A 15,627-nucleotide genomic window follows, 5' to 3' on the forward strand; every position below is an offset into this window, starting at 1 on the left:
GAAATGCTAAAATTAAGCAAACATTACCGTGTTATCGCACCTGATTTGCTGTGGTTTGGTGAATCACAAAGCAAAGCAGAAGCTCGTTTAGCAACCCAAACTCAAGCAATATGGCAACTTGTTGATCACTTAAAACTACAAAAAATCAATGTTGCTGGTATCTCATACGGTGGTTTTGTTACTTACGATATGATGACGACACCTGAGCGGATCAATAAAGCCATTATAATTGCTAGCCCAGGCCCGCTTTTTAGCGATAACGACTTAGGTGATTTAGTTAAACGCGCCAAAGTGAATACACCAGAAGCGTTATTTGTGCCGAGTGGCGCTGACGGTATTCGTCGTTTATACGACAATGTTTTTGTAAAGAAAAAACCAATGCCGGATTTTGTTGCAGAGCAAATCTATCAAGGCTATTTTTCAAAATGGAAGCCAGAACGTACAAATTTGATCCAAACGCTGCCATTAGATCGTGATCGCATTCAGCAATTCGATCCTACTCACTTGCCGAAACTCATGCTCATTTGGGGTGAAAAAGATAAGATATTTCCATTATCTAATGGCATCAAACTCAGCAAATATACTCAAGCACCCATCGTGGTTATCCCAAATACCGCACACGGTGTTACTAATGAGCAACCAGAACTCACTTCTGAACTGATTAATAACTTTTTACGACAATAAATCAGTGAGTAATAGTAAATAAGAGGGAGGATACATTCTTCCCTCAATATCACTGGATAGTAACGTTATTAACAAGTTAGATAAAATACATCCTTGTTATCCATCCTTATTGGTTATTGATAAATCTCATTACATTAATTTTCAAAAAAATTAGACATAATATGAAACACTGCTAATATCGCACAGTGCACAACATGCTGTATTCTTTAATTCTGTGCGAAGGCGTTTCCAACTTATGAAGACATTAATCAAAAGCAATCAGCTTCATCCCACCAATTTTGCTTATATCGAACTTAGCGAAAAAACACTTAAAAAACAGCTCGCATTACTTTTTCCCTTTTCTGGCGCTATTTGTGGTGTCATTGCATTTACTTATTTCGTTTCTAATGCTGAGTTTTATTTCACGTTTGTCGGTCTCGTTGGTATGTTCCTTTGTTATAGCCTTTCTATACTCAACCGCTCTATTTTTTCCGCTAAAACCTTATTCTGGATATTCCTGATTGCGACAACCTCAACCTGTATTAGTGGTTTTTATTTTGAAGGTGCGCGCCACATCAGTAACACCATTGGATTAACCATTCCTTTATTGTGTTTTTTCGCTTTAAGGATCAAAACAGCAGCATGGTATAGCACTCTATTTGGTTTTATCTATATCATTCTGAGTATTTCTGAAATTGCCAATAAGCACTTACAAATATCATCGGCATTACAAAATATCAGTGCTTATTCGATTATTTTTGTTATGGCATTTTTACTGTCTCGTCATCGCTATGATGCCATTATGCAAGTTAAACGTACCACAACCCATGACTACTTAACTGGACTTCTAAGCCGTGAAGGCTTCATCCCTCTTTATCTTTATGAGTCATCACGTTGCCAACGCTATCGTCGTGATATTTCAATGCTACTGATTGATATCGATAACCTTCGCGACATTAACGATCGGTACGGACTCGATGTGGGGGATAAAGCCATTATGATGCTAGCAAAATGCATGAAAGAGACCTGCGATGCCGACGTTCAAATTGCGCGATTAAGTTGCCAAGAATTTTGTATTCTTATACCTAATGCTGATCTCCAAAAAGCGGAATGTATAGCTATTGCATTACGTAATGAAGTCGCAAAATGGGCTTTAGAACTAGAATCTGGTCATAAAATAAATATGACGGTCAGTGTCGGTATAACCACCGTTGAATATCAGGATTTTAGATATGACTACATTAAAGCTGAGAGTGCATTGATGCGTGCGAAACGTTGGGGATATAATCAAATAGCAACCAATGAATAAAGGTGCTAAAGCATGTCTTCAAAAATAATGTACCAATGGAAATGTTTTTCAGTTGAAGAACAAGAGCACGTACTGCCGAATAATAAACAAGTAACATTTACTTCAATTAAGCATCCAGGGGCTGTGGTCATTGTTCCCATTAATAGCCAAGGACACCTTGTTTTAGTGAACCAATATCGTCCTGCTATTAAGCAATGGATATTGGAATTTCCAGCTGGAACATTGGAACCTGACGAAGATATTTTTCTTTGTGCGAAAAGAGAGCTCGCTGAAGAAACCAATTTAAAAGCAGAAAGCTGGCAATCATTAGGCGAATTACTACCAGTACCAAGCTTTTGTGATGAGATCCAACACCTTTTCGTTGCAACGGAACTAGCTCCAACAATTGGTCAGCTTGATGATGATGAGATTATCGAAGTTGTTACCCTTTCAGTAACAGAACTCGAACAAAAAATCGTAAATAATGAAATTAAAGATAACAAAACCCTGTCTGCATTTCTTAAAGCACGTTTAGCTGGACTCCTGTAAATTTTTACGCTGGAAGACGATTTCAGCGTAAAAATCACCATATCTGAAAAATAACTAACCACACATATTAATCGTAGTTCTCACAGTAAAAGATTATAAAGAATGCTTTATGGAGTGAGAGTCCATGTCTTTCCTTCTCGCATTATTATTTACCCTATCCTCTAACCTCGATAATTTTGTTATGGGTTTAACATACGGCGTTAAAAATGAAGATATTCCTCTTTCATCGAATATCATTATTTCATGTATTACGACTTTCGTTACCTATTTATCCATGCTGTTTGGTCAACTGATCACTCACCTTGTTCCAAACAAATTCTCGAATGAATTAGGTTCAGTCATTTTTATTCTAATGGGAGCTTGGTTTATTGGTTTGGATTTACTAAAAAAGCAACAAATAGCAAAAGAAAAACGCCATGATTTAAGCATCAAAGGTGCAATTATATTAGGTGTTTTACTTTCAATTAATAATATTGGAGTAGGTATTCTTGGCAGTATTACTCAGTTAAATATCATGTTAGTTGTAACGTTAACCTTCATTACTGGTGTTTGGCTAACTTATGCAGGTAATAATTTAGGCGATCATGTGATTGGTAAAGTAATTGGAAAATATAACGACATAATTTCTGGCACATTACTCATTGGATTAGGTGTACTGTCTTTGATTTTCACATTCTAGCAAATGAAAAAAGCCCAGCACTAAGCCGGGCAAAGCAGTGCTACTTAAATTCTCGTATAAAACAGAATTAATAAGTAGCGACTACGTCATAAGCAGTGGACGCTTAGACTATATAAGCATCGCATTTTTTTGCTACACTTTATTTGCAAATCAATGAATACATAGCGATAACAACTTAGTTTAAAGTTTTACTTCCCAACGTTTTAGTGGCTGTTTAGTATCAATACCACTACGTCCCCAACGATCAAGGCTATCAATCACGATAACTTTAGTATCAGCAGAAACGAATGCTTTCATATTTAGACTTAACGTTTTAGTTGTCAGAATAGTTAAAGAAGGATCTTCGTTTAACAATACGCTTAGTTGCGCTTTATCGGCATCTGTCCATTCCAATTCTGGCTTCGTCATACGCTCAACAACAAATAGCTGATTACCTGATGCAAAATCTTCTAGCTCTGCAGAGAGTAATACAACAGCATTAACATCCGCTTGCATAAGAGTGTCTTGTTGACGATTAATCAGCTTACGAACATCTATCATTAAAGCTTGCTGATTCTTTTCAATTTGCTGAGCTTTTTCAGGCCATAAACGCTGGAGATCATCGCTTACAATTGCAGCCATACGCGTTAAGTTGGTCGGATTTAACCATGCATATAACGACGTAGTACCATCGGATAAGCGCAATGCCGCCACACCTTGTGCGCGTGGCGAAATGGCTTGAGAAGCGTCAATTTCAACAATATTTATATTGCCCTCACGAGCATGAACAAAGAGCGGATCATTCGGCCAAATAGCTCCTAACGTAATCGTTGCTTTTGCAGTTTTACTCGCGTTTGAAGCAACATCAGCCCCTTTGGTTGAAAACCAATTAGGTAAACGCGTTACACCGTAGCGTTTAGGAGGCAAATACTCGGTCGTGATCCCTGTTTCTTTGGTCAGTTCTGTCGCTAACATATAAGTCACAGGCGTTGCTGTTAAAATGTCTTTCGCGTAAGCAACACTTGTTGGCATTAAAACCGCAGCACTTAAACAGGCACCGAATAAAACAGTTTGAGTTTTGCGTATGGTTGTAGAGAATTTATTCAACAAAAACATGTGGTTTCCTGATTAACTTTTACGAATAATGCGGTACATCGTTGCTGACATGAAAAAGATAGCAGAAACAATAATAATCGCAGCGCCTGATGGAACTGGAAGTTTTAATTCCATCGGCAATACCGTACCAATAACACAACTTATTGTGGCTAGCAGAGCCGACAATAAAACAAAACTGCCCATATTCTTGGTTAATAACCGGGCCGTTGCGCCAGGGATCAATAGCAACGCACCAACCAACACGGCTCCAACAATTTTCACAGACGCTATCGTGACCAGCGTTATCATCATCACAAATAGGTAATCGTAAAAATTGGTTTTGTAGCCACGAACTCGCGCAATATCAGGACTAATACAGGTTAATAAAATCCGATTAAACGTCGGTATTAAGAGCAGTACAATTAAGGCACAACTGATCGCAAGCACAATCAAATCTTGATCTGTTACCGTTAGAATTGAACCAAACAAGACGTTTTCTAACATATGAATATTGATCTTACGTGCCACATACATTAACAATGCAGCACCAACCGCTAATGCTAACGCGAGGAAAACACCTACTAATGTGTCGTAGGGTACATTGGTTCGATTTCGCACGAAATGCAGCAATAAAGCAAAGATCATACAGAAACTGAATAAACCAATGAATGGGTTTTCTGGCGGCTCGCCTAACAATACCCCTAAGGCAATACCCGTTAGAGCGGCGTGACCGACTGCTTCAGAAAAGAAAGCTAAACGTTTAGCAATCACTAAGGTACCTAAGCCACCTAAAAGAGGCCCAAGCAGTAGTGCCGCTACGATCGCATTAACCATAAAAGCATAAGAGAAACTGTCACTTAACCAACCAGCATCAACACCGAGTTGTGCCCAATATCTTAACAATTCCATTACGCCACCTCTGATTGATTAGACGCAGATACTGCAGGCTGTGAATAATGATTAAATAAACGTTCAATTTTCTCTGGTACCAATACTTGGCTATGCTCACCGCTATCAACTAACACACGATTGACCACATGAACTTGCGCTTCTAAACGTCGAACCGCTGTCACATCATGATGAACCGCCAAGACAGTTTTACCTTGACTAACAAATTCATGAATAAGCGATTCTAAATACCGCACACCTTGCTCATCCATACCTGTCGTTGGCTCATCAGTACCAGTAAATCTGGATTATCTAATAGTGCTTGAGCAAACAATACGCGCTGCTGTTCACCGCCAGATAATTGCCCCATACGGCGATCTGCACGATTCGCCATACCGACACGATCAAGTTGCGTTAATGCGATTTGTTTATCTTTCTGGCGTTGACGCCAAAACAAAGGTGAACGGGTTTGATTTAATAAAATAAAATCCATTACTGTTAACGGCAAACTTTGTTCGAACATTGCTTTTTGTGGCACATAACCCATCGTACCAGCTTTACCGTTATTAACTGACTCATCCCACAAAATGTCAATCTGGCCACGAAACGGCGTTAAGCCCAAAATAGAACGTAGCAGTGATGTTTTACCGCCACCATTGGGTCCCATCACCACATGGCATTGCCCACCTTCAAATTGATGAGTGATTTCAGATAAAATCTGATTAGGGCCGTATTGTAGGCTAACGTTAGCTAACTGAATGCTAGGACCGATGATCATGCTTGCTCCTTATTTGCAGCAAACTTTATCGCTTCTACTAATGTGGCAAGGTTTTCTTTCATCTCAAATTCAACTTTCTTACCGTCATACTCACCGTGTGTCATGTGAGAAAAACGGTATAACTGAACACCTGTTGCCTTTTCAATGGTATCGACATAACGATTAGGCATGTTCAATTCATAAAACAAAACGTCAATGCCTGATTGTTTAATTTTCTCAATTGTTTCTTGTATTTGGCTTGCACTTGGTTCTACACCATGAGCAGGTTCAATCACCGCAGCAACATCAACACCAAACTCTTGCAATAAGTAGCCATAAGCATTGTGCGTAGTCGCAACTTTCATTCCCGCTGTATCTAAATCCCCCAGCGTAAGCATTGCATCACGCTTCATTAAACGAAACTGTTTGGCATAATCGCGGGCATTTTTTCGATATTCAGCGGCGTTGTCAGGATCAATTTTCCCCAACTCATTAGCAATGGTATAAACTTTCTGAATCGTGGTAGATAATCCAACAAACGTATGGGGATTCACTGCGCCATTTCCAACCGACTGACCCATCGCTGGCAACAGTGGTACGTCATTATTAGCTTTAATAACAATCAAATCATCACGATCTGCTGCTTGAATAACTTTCAATGCAAAGTCATCGTGACCAATACCATTAACCACAATAATATCCATCTCTTTTAGGCGTTTAAGATCATTAGGTTGAGGTAAATAATTATGGGGATTAAAACCTGCATCAACCAGTGGCAAAATTTCTGCTTTATCGCCAACAACCGCTTTTACATAACTGTAATAAGGCTGCAAAGTAATACCAATGGTCTTCTTATCAGCAGCAAAGCTATTCATACTCATAAGCAATGCTATGGCAGTAAGGCTAGATTTGATTAATTTATTCATTGTTATCTAAATCTCGGTACAGTGAAGTTTAACGGCAATAAAACCAAAGCGCCGTTATTAGTGATTGTGTGATTCGTTATTTTTAGGTGAATCGTTAAACACAATTTGCGTCCAACCATTATTGATGAAATGATTTACATCAAAATCTTGTAATGTATTGGCATCAAGTAAGGTCACATTATCGTTCATCGCGAGCCAAATATCGGGGGACGCTGAATGACTATTAAGCACTATCGACATCGCCCCTTTATCATCCGACCTCACACCTTGATAGATTGCATCAGTTATCAATGCCCACTGATGGCGACCTTTTCGCTCCCAACTTTTATCTGTCACAAAAGGAGCAATCCAAAACTCTTGAAGCTCAGATATTTGTGGCCATTGACCAACAGCAGCACTTAACTGGCTATCTTGATATAAGTTACGGATTTCTTCATGGGCAAGCCGTAATTCCGCAATCATAGCGATCTCTTCAGCGGCTAAATCGGTAATTGAAATTTGATGCGAAAGCAGTACCGACTTGGGTTGCTTAGTTTGGTGATAAGGAAGTAAAACAAAAGACACCAACAAAATTAATCCAATACATAAGGCGACCCACTTACCTTCTCGGTCTCCATTATCAGAGCGAACAGTTTGACGGATCATTTTTCTTTTATCTCGACAACATCGACTTCAACAGGATTCTCATGTCCAGCATCGAAAACCAAATAAAAGTCAGTATCAGGCTTGGTGAACTCTGCTATTGAGCGTTTATCTGTCATGCCTTTAGCGATTAAGTTATCGTCGTAATCAAACATATCAACGTTGTATTCCACCGCGGTACTACCATCACTATAGCCAGCTTCACACAACACTTTATCGCCTTCAAACCAACAACTCATTAGTGGAAAATGAGCATATGCTGCCGTTGAAAATGTCCCGAAACAAAGCAAAGATGCTGCAAAAGTGGATGATTTAATTGTCATAAAAACCTCAAACAAGCCCAAAGGCAGACTTAAAGAATGCATAGATCAAGGCGTGATGAATTCACGCCTTAACCAGAAGTAGTATTACTGAAGTAAGGTTTCAAAAGTTAAGTGAACATTGACGTTTGCACGGTCGTACATAGGATCGTTTTCAACCATACCTTTATATTTCGACTTCATTAGGTAACGCCCAGCTACTTCTGGAGTGAAGGTGATCTTACCGTCTTTATCACTAACCACATCAATTTGCTCTTGGTGATTACGGTACAGTGTTCCTTCACGGGTAATGTCCGCCGTTACTCCTGCCTGCGGTTTACCATTAAAGAAAAACTGGAAGGTTACTGGCTCGCCTTCAACAATGTCAGAAGGATGTGTAACAGGTACCATTTCAAGATATTTACCTGTCAGTTCCATCGCTTTGGTTGATGGTTTACCAACAGTCACATAACTTTCTGCACGGGTATAACTCACCTGAGTGACAACGTCACGTGATTTTTCAGGGAGTATTGTGACACGATCAGCTTTATTCGCTTCCATACGTTTTTCAGTATCACGGCGTCCAACCTTGTAGAAAGTATAGTACCTAGGTATCTGATTAATTTGTACTTTATGAGTACCTTCTTCTTCAAAGAAGAAATCAAAAATCGCACGGCGTTTACCACGAATGGTGAAATTAGGGTAAGTAATACGGCCATCAGGCATAACAACTTGTGTCGTTTCAATGCTTGCTGGCTTATCATAAACAAATGTTCCGTGTGACGCTGTCACATCAAATGACAGCCAATCACCGCCCTCTTTCGAAACAGTGAAGTGTGAAGGTAATACCCAACGTGGGTGTGCTTGAGCCACAGATGCCACACCAAAACCCGCGGTCACTAGACATGCTAAAGATAATGCTTTTAATTTATTATTCATGATGACAATTCACTTAGAGTTTGTAGTTAATCTTGATAGTGCCAGTTTCTTGTGTTGGTGCTAAAACATGGTTAACAGCACTTTCACCGAGCGTTAATTTCTGGCGTAAATAGTTACGTCCGCCATGTTCACGTACCACTTCAATGTAAAAGGTATAATCACCTTGCTCTACACGGTTGCCTTTATCATCTAGGCCATCCCATGAAAAACGGTATTCACCCACCGGACGTGTGGCAGATGTAACAGCATCAACAAGTTCTCGATCATAACGACCCACTTTACGCCACCAGCTACGTAAATCTTTCAGCCATTCGTCCTTACCGACCCAAAGCTGTAGCGTTCTCACTGGTTTACGTTCACTGTTTTCAATCCACACCGCTACATAAGGCCGGGCATACATTGAGGTTTCAATTTTAGGTAAACTTAGTTCAACATCTAACTGGGCTGTTTCTGGCAAAGGTGCTGCCCATGCCGTTGATAAAGGTGCAAGCATTAACGTTGCCAGTACGGTCTTTTTAAATTTATTTTTAATGGTCATCGTTAACCTGCTAAATATTAAGGAACAAATACAATGTAGATAATGGCTGTAACAACTGAGCCAAAACTCATCCACTTCATTGATGTATTAAGCGTTTTCTTTTTCGGTAGTAGCAAACACACACCCGTTACCACAAAACAGATCATCAAAGCCGCAGTAATATCAATAAACCACTTCCAAACTTCACCACTATTTCGACCTTTATGAAGATCGTTAAGTAGCGCGATAACACCATAATTGGTGATTTCGATATTCGCTTGTGCGGTTGTCATATCAATAAAGACCACAGCGTTATAACCAGGGCCTTTGTAATCTAATGAGATCTCACCTTCGATTAATTCATCTCCCTCTAGATCGGTAAAGATCTCAATACCAGAAGCCGTACCACGCACATCGGTGTGTTTAGAGAGATAGCTGATCAAAGCCGATTTGTTAGGTACAAACGGGCCTTGCTCAGACGAAAGCAATGAAGTAGGTATGGTAATTTTTTGCTCTTCCACACTGGGTGTATCAGACACAAACAACTCAGGGCGGTTTAAAGTAATACCAGTAATGGCAAAAAATAAAACAATCAATAGCAACGCCATTGAAATGTAAATATGAAGACGACGTGCCCACAATTGGACATTTTTTTGCTTTAACACCATAGTCAAAAAAACTAGCTACCTACTTAGAATGGCAGTAATTTAATTGATAATCGTTCTTATTGGCATTCAATTTACATTGTTTACGTTAGTAAATGGAGAGGATGTATAGAGGGATAATAAAATATGAGATAAAAACCGTAAATATCTGAATAAAAAACAAAAAATCAATCAAACAGACATTTAACTGGCTTTGGAAGCACATTCTTTACAGTTTACGAACTCAACACCTTAATGCTGTTTGCTTCTAAATACATCAGACTATTTAATAAAACTAAATAGATCTTATCCTGCGATACTTTTTCTAAACAGTACTTCATGAAGTAACTTCAGCGCACGATATAGACGCATTTTACAAGCACTAATTGTGATGCATAAAATATCACTAATTTCTAATAATGTTAGATCTTGATAAAATCGTAAATCAATAATTTCTTGTTCATTGTCAGATAATTCATCGAGTAATATATCTATATCAATTTCATCATCTATATTTACTTGATTATAATTACTTACAGGGTCAGTATTATTGATGGAAATATTTTTTTTATTATATCTCATCTTTTTTGCTAAGTAAGAATAACAAACATTATCTGCAATTGTATAAATCCATGTTCTAAAAGCGCCTTGATGCGAATATTTTGGTAGTGCTTGATAAATCCTTAATAAAACGTCCTGAACAACATCATCGATACTGCCACGATCATTAAGTTTATACATACATCTTGAATATAAAGATGACCAATAAGGTTTTATTAAAAATGAAAATATTTCGTTTCTTTTTAATCTATTATTTTGAAAAACATAGAGTAAATCACTTTCATTTAACAAACCATTATTTAATGTATTCATTATCATATCCGTATAGTAATTTCATATTATTTCAATGACAAAAAAATCATGTTAATCGCAATACATATTTACTATATGAAAAAAAAATCACAGACTTGTCTTATAAAAAAGAAAGTCTGTGTTTTAACGTTTAGAAATTAATTCATTACTTCAGACGGTACGTTAAACCAAAGTGAAACGTTGTATCGATATCATCATTTCGATTAGTGTTGGTTGTTCCATCATAGTCAATATTATCTTCAGTTTTAGACAAGCCGCCAGTAACAGATAAGCTAATAGAATTAGAAACATAGTAACGGAATGTTGAACGTAAACTGTTGGTCATCAAATCTTCTGATTTAACACTTGCAGCATAAGTGAGTAACCATGCGTTTTCCCAATCAATATTGTCACGCAGCTCATATGTTAAAGACATAGAATTGGTTGCGTTAAAACCATTGTCACCATCATCAAGAACTGCGGTTAAAATTGCTTCGTTTGAAAATTGGGTTTGGTTATTAATTGGATAATGGTATTCCGCCCCAACTTCGAGTGCTGGTTTGCTATCTGAACCATCATAGTTAGTTAGCACAGCACCAACCCCCGCTCTGACGAGCCAGCCGTATTTACGAGTTGAAATTCGTTCATTGATCAATACATCATAAGATTTAATTGCACCGCGTGCGCTTAGTTGATCGCCTAATGCTTTACCAATATCTTCAACCCAATACTCAGCATAATCTGCAGAGCCAAAACGACTACGATAAACTGGCTCTTTTGCTATAACTTGTGCCACATTTTGATACGTTTCTCGGCTAACATTGCCTCTTAATAAACCACGCTCTTGGAGTGATTGAACCATACGGATCGCTTTTGCCATTGGGGTGGCATTTACCACTCGCCCATAACCTAAACCAACCGTTAACTTGGTAAAGGGATCTTCCATATCAGTCTGGGCGCCGACTTCTGCTTTACCATACCAAAAGAAGTCATTTACCTTAGGATTAAAATACATATCATTAGTTAGCGAGGCTAAAGCTTGGTAATTTTCTTTACGTTCATCATTCTTATTCGGGCCTTGACTAATGTTTGTATCACCGACAAAGTCAATTCGCGTATTTCGATTTGCCGATGAAAATACACGATCATAATTTGCACTTACAACAGCGTTATAACTGGTTTGATCTTGATTACCATCTCGTAAATCAAATTGCGCATCTAAATATGCATCTTCATACGCTGATGTCGCTTCATCATAATCAAACATGCTAATTTGTTCAGCAAAAGTGACTGAAGATAACAGCATACCAACCGCAGCAGACACCGCAGTGATTTTTGATATCATGATACTACTCCTTTAATTGTTGCTTTTTTTATTTATATTCAGTCCAGCGGTGCCCGACTGTATTTATAAAAACTCAGCAACAACTAAAAAAGTCACAATAAATTTTGATAATTTTTTACTTTCTCAAAAAAAAGAAAATTATTGTTGGAATAAACAAGATGAATTAGCCATTAATGAAAATTATTAACTATATGGCTAGAGTCGTTAATATAGATAATAGAACGTTATTAGGTTTTATCTGATGTTGAATTCCCTTTCAAACATCATTTTTATATATTTTATTATGCACATGCCATTGATTTAAGTTCTAGCGTATTGATAAATAATCGTGGATCAACAATATTTTGCAATATTAATTGAGTAGGTAGGCAATCATCATCAACGTAATCAACATAATCTGATGCCGAGTCAAAAATTAAAATATCCAATGCTAAACGATCTAATCCGTACAAACCACGATGAATCATATCTGCTGAAAACACCAATAAATCACCAGCAGCTAAAGCAATCTTTTTACCACCAGAAAGGCTATCATGACTGACTTTGCCATTCACTTCTTGGCGTACATTGTATTCTTCTTCATTATCCCATCGCTTATGGGTACCCGGTATTATTTCCATACCCGGTTCATCAAATAAAGGGACACGAAGGTGTAATACTTGCGTTTCTAATATGACTTTCATTTGATCTTCAATATCATAATCGTATTGACAATCACGGTGCCAAAAGTCTTTTTGTTGCGGATTAATAGGATTAAAGAACAGTTGAGTATTCATGAAAGCAGGATTTTTCGGTATTACAGCATCAACCACATCCATAATCTTTTTTGAACTAATGAAATCAAAAAGCTTTGTTCTCTCATCAATTGATAAATACTGGCTTCCAGTAATCAAAGAAGAGTTAAATGCTTCTTCCTGATAGAACTCTTTGTTGTCAGCTTTCCATAATTCATGAAAAGTTAAAACGACTTTTCTAAGTGAAGCAATCTGATCTTCACTGAAATAATTACGAATAACAAAGTAACCCAATTCTTCGTATTGCTGACTTAATTGTTGGCTATTGACTACCACTGACGACCTTCATATTCTCTATACCGTTGACTGACTTCGGCATTCTGTGGCGAATAATGCCAGACGATAATAGATATAAGCAAGTAGGTCAGATTATTCTAACCGTGTATTGTTGATTCCAAGAGTTTACAACTTCGGATAAAGAGATAATTTGAATGTGTAAATGTACTATACCACTCTATCAATAAAGTACATTTACACACGATAATAATAAGGAGATACAAACAATAAGAAGGGTTCTGCCTGACTATAGTTCGCCTTAACAAGTAATGAAAATCTAAGTGTTTTAAGCTGAAAGCTCTTTTCGAATGATTTCTGCACCTGCATTTAAGGCTTCAAGTTTACCTTGTGCGATATGCTGTGCTAACGGTGCCATACCGCAATTTGTGCATGGGTAGAGTTTATCAGCATCAACAAATTTCAGTGCTTTACGGAGTGTATTTGCAACCTCTTCAGGAGTTTCAACTTTATCACTCGCAACATCAATCGCCCCTACCATCACTTTTTTACCACGGATAAGCTCTAGTAAATCCATGGGTACATGAGAGTTGTGGCATTCTAACGAGATAATATCGATATTAGATTGCTGCAACTTAGGAAACGCCTCTTCGTATTGACGCCACTCTGAACCAAGTGTTTTCTTCCAATCAGTATTGGCTTTAATACCGTAGCCATAACAAATATGAACAGCAGTTTCGCATTTCAGCCCTTCAATGGCCCTTTCTAAACAGGCAATACCCCATTCATTTACCTCATCAAAGAACACATTAAATGCAGGCTCATCAAATTGGATAATATCAACACCTGCCGCTTCTAATTCTTTGGCTTCTTGATTAAGAATTTTAGCAAATTCCCATGCCAGTTTTTCACGACTTTTGTAGTGCGCATCATAAAGAGTATCAACCATGGTCATAGGACCTGGCAGTGCCCATTTGATCGGTTGTTTAGTTTGTTGACGCAAGTATTTAGCATCTTCAACAAATACCGATTTTTGACGAGAAACAGGGCCAACAACCGTTGGCACACTGGCATCATAACGGTCACGGATTTTAACCGTTTTACGGGTTTCAAAGTCAACGCCGTTGAGGTGCTCTATAAAGGTAGTCACGAAATGTTGGCGTGTTTGCTCGCCATCACTAACAATATTAATTCCTGCTTGTTGTTGATTTTTTAGGGACAAGCAGAGCGCCTCTTGTTTACCTGAAGTTAATTCATCCCCTTCTAATTTCCAAGGTGACCAGAGTTTTTCAGGCTCAGCAAGCCAATCAGGTTTAGGCAAGCTTCCAGCTGTTGAAGTCGGTAATAATGTTTTCATGATAGTTAACGTCCTTTGTTGAAATAAATAATGAAAGCAATTGTTAAAGTTAGCTATTCACGAAATTTGATGACCATTGATCAAGCACGGCTTGATAAGGTTTGATGAAGTGCTGCTCGGCGAATCGGCCTTGTTCACCGGCTAATCGGCTGCGCTCTTCTCTGTCATAAACAATTTTAGTCAATGAGTGATCAGGACACTTCAAGTTAGGTTTATAAGATTTTCCTGCTACCGCATTGGCATTATAAATTTCAGGGCGATAGATTTTTTGGAACGTTTCCATGGTGCTGATAGTGCTTATCAACTCTAGGTTGGTGTAATCATTTAATAAGTCACCAAAGAAGAAGAAAGCCAACGGCGCAACACTATTTGCAGGCATGAAGTAGCGTACCTGTAAGCCCATTTTTTTGAAATATTGCTCAGTTAATGACGACTCATTAGGTGTATATTCCACACCGAGTACTGGGTGCTGGTTTTCAGTGCGAAAATAGGTTTTGTTATCAGATACAGATAAACAAATTACCGGTGACTTTTTAAAGTTGTGTTTATAAACATCTGAATTAACAAAGCTTTGGAAGATTTTTCCATGCAATTCACCGAAGTTATCTGGAATAGTGAACTGAGACTTACCTTTATTATGGTTTTGTAGTAGTACGCTAAAGTCATAATCACGTACATAAGAAGAAAAGTTATTACCGACAATCCCTTCAATACGCTGATTGGTTTGATTATCAATAATGTGGGTTTTTAATACTTCAATCGATGGGAATGATTGACCTTTGCCTTCAATATCAATATCAACCGACACAATTTCCAGTTCAATAGAATAACGATCACCTTCGGGGTTATCCCAATTTGCTAGAGCATTAAAGCTATTATCGATCATCTTCAACGCATTGCGTAAGTTCTGTTGACGACTTTTCCCTCTCGCTAAGTTAGCGAAATTGGTAGTAATGCGCGTATTGCTAGCGGGATGATAATTTTCATCAAGGCCAGTCTTATTTATTGTAAATGTAAAATCGTTATTCATGGCGACCGATATCCTATTAGCTGAAATAAATGATGACGTTCGTAGAAGCTGTCGAGTTGTCTGTATTTATTTATACGTAGAGTATTCGATCAATAAAAGCGTATTTCTTTCACTATCAACATGAAAAAAATTCAAGTGGTTACGTTTGAG

General features: G+C 38.0%; 17 protein-coding genes and 1 pseudogene. 4 read left to right on the top strand and 14 right to left on the bottom strand.

Features of this window, described 5'->3' with window-relative positions; genetic code table 11:
• Positions 1–3: 3 nt before the first annotated feature.
• The 4 genes from SKA34_RS01530 (at position 4) to SKA34_RS01545 (ending at position 3,179) form a co-directional block, all read left to right on the top strand.
• Positions 4–684 carry an alpha/beta fold hydrolase gene (locus tag SKA34_RS01530; RefSeq protein ID WP_006643723.1) on the top strand — a complete coding sequence of 227 codons (681 nt, stop codon included), beginning with the start codon at positions 4–6 and terminating at the stop codon, positions 682–684.
• 235 nt (positions 685–919) lie between these two features.
• Positions 920–1,972: a GGDEF domain-containing protein gene (locus tag SKA34_RS01535; RefSeq protein ID WP_006643724.1), complete on the top strand. Its 1,053-nt coding sequence runs from the start codon at positions 920–922 to the stop codon at positions 1,970–1,972.
• A 12-nt stretch (positions 1,973–1,984) separates the two neighbouring features.
• Complete coding sequence (locus SKA34_RS01540) at positions 1,985–2,500, top strand: NUDIX hydrolase (protein ID WP_006643725.1); 516 nt, start codon at positions 1,985–1,987, stop codon at positions 2,498–2,500.
• 124 nt (positions 2,501–2,624) lie between these two features.
• Positions 2,625–3,179 carry a manganese efflux pump gene (locus SKA34_RS01545; RefSeq protein ID WP_006643726.1) on the top strand — a complete coding sequence of 185 codons (555 nt, stop codon included), beginning with the start codon at positions 2,625–2,627 and terminating at the stop codon, positions 3,177–3,179.
• A gap of 180 nt (positions 3,180–3,359) precedes the next feature.
• Here the strand turns inward: SKA34_RS01545 and SKA34_RS01550 are convergent, their stop codons facing one another.
• The 14 genes and pseudogenes from SKA34_RS01550 to SKA34_RS01615 form a co-directional block, all read right to left on the bottom strand.
• The gene (locus tag SKA34_RS01550; protein WP_006643727.1) at positions 3,360–4,274 is read right to left on the bottom strand and encodes a metal ABC transporter solute-binding protein, Zn/Mn family; all 915 of its coding nucleotides are present in this window, start codon (positions 4,272–4,274) and stop codon (positions 3,360–3,362) included.
• A gap of 12 nt (positions 4,275–4,286) precedes the next feature.
• Entirely contained in the window at positions 4,287–5,162 is an 876-nt protein-coding gene (locus SKA34_RS01555) for a metal ABC transporter permease (RefSeq protein WP_006643728.1), read from the bottom strand.
• Positions 5,162–5,916: pseudogene (locus SKA34_RS01560) on the bottom strand (metal ABC transporter ATP-binding protein). Before SKA34_RS01560 ends, SKA34_RS01555 begins: the two are co-directional and overlap by 1 nt.
• Positions 5,916–6,824, bottom strand: coding sequence for a metal ABC transporter solute-binding protein, Zn/Mn family (locus tag SKA34_RS01565; protein ID WP_006643731.1), 909 nt, complete (start codon positions 6,822–6,824; stop codon positions 5,916–5,918). The pseudogene SKA34_RS01560 and the gene SKA34_RS01565 overlap by 1 nt, the downstream one beginning before the upstream one ends.
• A gap of 57 nt (positions 6,825–6,881) precedes the next feature.
• Positions 6,882–7,469, bottom strand: coding sequence for a hypothetical protein (locus tag SKA34_RS01570; RefSeq protein ID WP_006643732.1), 588 nt, complete (start codon positions 7,467–7,469; stop codon positions 6,882–6,884).
• Positions 7,466–7,789 (bottom strand): hypothetical protein, encoded by a 324-nt coding sequence (locus SKA34_RS01575; RefSeq protein ID WP_039859905.1) that lies wholly within the window; start codon positions 7,787–7,789, stop codon positions 7,466–7,468. The genes SKA34_RS01570 and SKA34_RS01575 overlap by 4 nt, the downstream gene beginning before the upstream one ends.
• A gap of 84 nt (positions 7,790–7,873) precedes the next feature.
• Positions 7,874–8,704 (bottom strand): DUF4198 domain-containing protein, encoded by an 831-nt coding sequence (locus SKA34_RS01580; protein ID WP_006643734.1) that lies wholly within the window; start codon positions 8,702–8,704, stop codon positions 7,874–7,876.
• Positions 8,705–8,717: 13 nt separating this feature from the next.
• On the bottom strand, positions 8,718–9,242 hold the full coding sequence (locus SKA34_RS01585; protein ID WP_006643735.1) for a DUF2271 domain-containing protein: 525 nt from the start codon (positions 9,240–9,242) through the stop codon (positions 8,718–8,720).
• A gap of 17 nt (positions 9,243–9,259) precedes the next feature.
• On the bottom strand, positions 9,260–9,889 hold the full coding sequence (locus SKA34_RS01590) for a PepSY-associated TM helix domain-containing protein (protein WP_006643736.1): 630 nt from the start codon (positions 9,887–9,889) through the stop codon (positions 9,260–9,262).
• 282 nt (positions 9,890–10,171) lie between these two features.
• The gene (locus SKA34_RS01595; RefSeq protein WP_006643737.1) at positions 10,172–10,738 is read right to left on the bottom strand and encodes an RNA polymerase sigma factor; all 567 of its coding nucleotides are present in this window, start codon (positions 10,736–10,738) and stop codon (positions 10,172–10,174) included.
• 145 nt (positions 10,739–10,883) lie between these two features.
• Positions 10,884–12,062 carry a DUF481 domain-containing protein gene (locus SKA34_RS01600; protein ID WP_006643738.1) on the bottom strand — a complete coding sequence of 393 codons (1,179 nt, stop codon included), beginning with the start codon at positions 12,060–12,062 and terminating at the stop codon, positions 10,884–10,886.
• Between the two features lie 281 nt (positions 12,063–12,343).
• On the bottom strand, positions 12,344–13,132 hold the full coding sequence (locus tag SKA34_RS01605) for a phytanoyl-CoA dioxygenase family protein (protein ID WP_006643739.1): 789 nt from the start codon (positions 13,130–13,132) through the stop codon (positions 12,344–12,346).
• Between the two features lie 286 nt (positions 13,133–13,418).
• Positions 13,419–14,447 (bottom strand): methionine synthase, encoded by a 1,029-nt coding sequence (locus SKA34_RS01610; protein ID WP_006643740.1) that lies wholly within the window; start codon positions 14,445–14,447, stop codon positions 13,419–13,421.
• 49 nt (positions 14,448–14,496) lie between these two features.
• The gene (locus SKA34_RS01615; RefSeq protein ID WP_006643741.1) at positions 14,497–15,477 is read right to left on the bottom strand and encodes a DUF1852 domain-containing protein; all 981 of its coding nucleotides are present in this window, start codon (positions 15,475–15,477) and stop codon (positions 14,497–14,499) included.
• Between the last annotated feature and the right edge of the window lie 150 nt (positions 15,478–15,627).

The organism is Photobacterium sp. SKA34 (genome assembly GCF_000153325.1).
Classification (GTDB): domain Bacteria; phylum Pseudomonadota; class Gammaproteobacteria; order Enterobacterales; family Vibrionaceae; genus Photobacterium.

Excerpts from the sequence above, each read along its gene's own strand:
- SKA34_RS01610 (WP_006643740.1), bottom strand. The coding sequence starts at position 14,447 with ATGAAAACATTATTACCGACTTCAACAGCTGGAAGCTTGCCTAAACCT.
- SKA34_RS01565 (WP_006643731.1), bottom strand. The coding sequence starts at position 6,824 with ATGAATAAATTAATCAAATCTAGCCTTACTGCCATAGCATTGCTTATG.
- SKA34_RS01575 (WP_039859905.1), bottom strand. The coding sequence starts at position 7,789 with ATGACAATTAAATCATCCACTTTTGCAGCATCTTTGCTTTGTTTCGGG.
- SKA34_RS01535 (WP_006643724.1), top strand. The coding sequence starts at position 920 with ATGAAGACATTAATCAAAAGCAATCAGCTTCATCCCACCAATTTTGCT.
- SKA34_RS01600 (WP_006643738.1), bottom strand. The coding sequence starts at position 12,062 with ATGATATCAAAAATCACTGCGGTGTCTGCTGCGGTTGGTATGCTGTTA.
- SKA34_RS01550 (WP_006643727.1), bottom strand. The coding sequence starts at position 4,274 with ATGTTTTTGTTGAATAAATTCTCTACAACCATACGCAAAACTCAAACT.
- SKA34_RS01540 (WP_006643725.1), top strand. The coding sequence starts at position 1,985 with ATGTCTTCAAAAATAATGTACCAATGGAAATGTTTTTCAGTTGAAGAA.
- SKA34_RS01595 (WP_006643737.1), bottom strand. The coding sequence starts at position 10,738 with ATGAATACATTAAATAATGGTTTGTTAAATGAAAGTGATTTACTCTAT.
- SKA34_RS01570 (WP_006643732.1), bottom strand. The coding sequence starts at position 7,469 with ATGATCCGTCAAACTGTTCGCTCTGATAATGGAGACCGAGAAGGTAAG.
- SKA34_RS01530 (WP_006643723.1), top strand. The coding sequence starts at position 4 with ATGCTAAAATTAAGCAAACATTACCGTGTTATCGCACCTGATTTGCTG.
- SKA34_RS01555 (WP_006643728.1), bottom strand. The coding sequence starts at position 5,162 with ATGGAATTGTTAAGATATTGGGCACAACTCGGTGTTGATGCTGGTTGG.
- SKA34_RS01590 (WP_006643736.1), bottom strand. The coding sequence starts at position 9,889 with ATGGTGTTAAAGCAAAAAAATGTCCAATTGTGGGCACGTCGTCTTCAT.
- SKA34_RS01580 (WP_006643734.1), bottom strand. The coding sequence starts at position 8,704 with ATGAATAATAAATTAAAAGCATTATCTTTAGCATGTCTAGTGACCGCG.
- SKA34_RS01615 (WP_006643741.1), bottom strand. The coding sequence starts at position 15,477 with ATGAATAACGATTTTACATTTACAATAAATAAGACTGGCCTTGATGAA.
- SKA34_RS01585 (WP_006643735.1), bottom strand. The coding sequence starts at position 9,242 with ATGACCATTAAAAATAAATTTAAAAAGACCGTACTGGCAACGTTAATG.
- SKA34_RS01545 (WP_006643726.1), top strand. The coding sequence starts at position 2,625 with ATGTCTTTCCTTCTCGCATTATTATTTACCCTATCCTCTAACCTCGAT.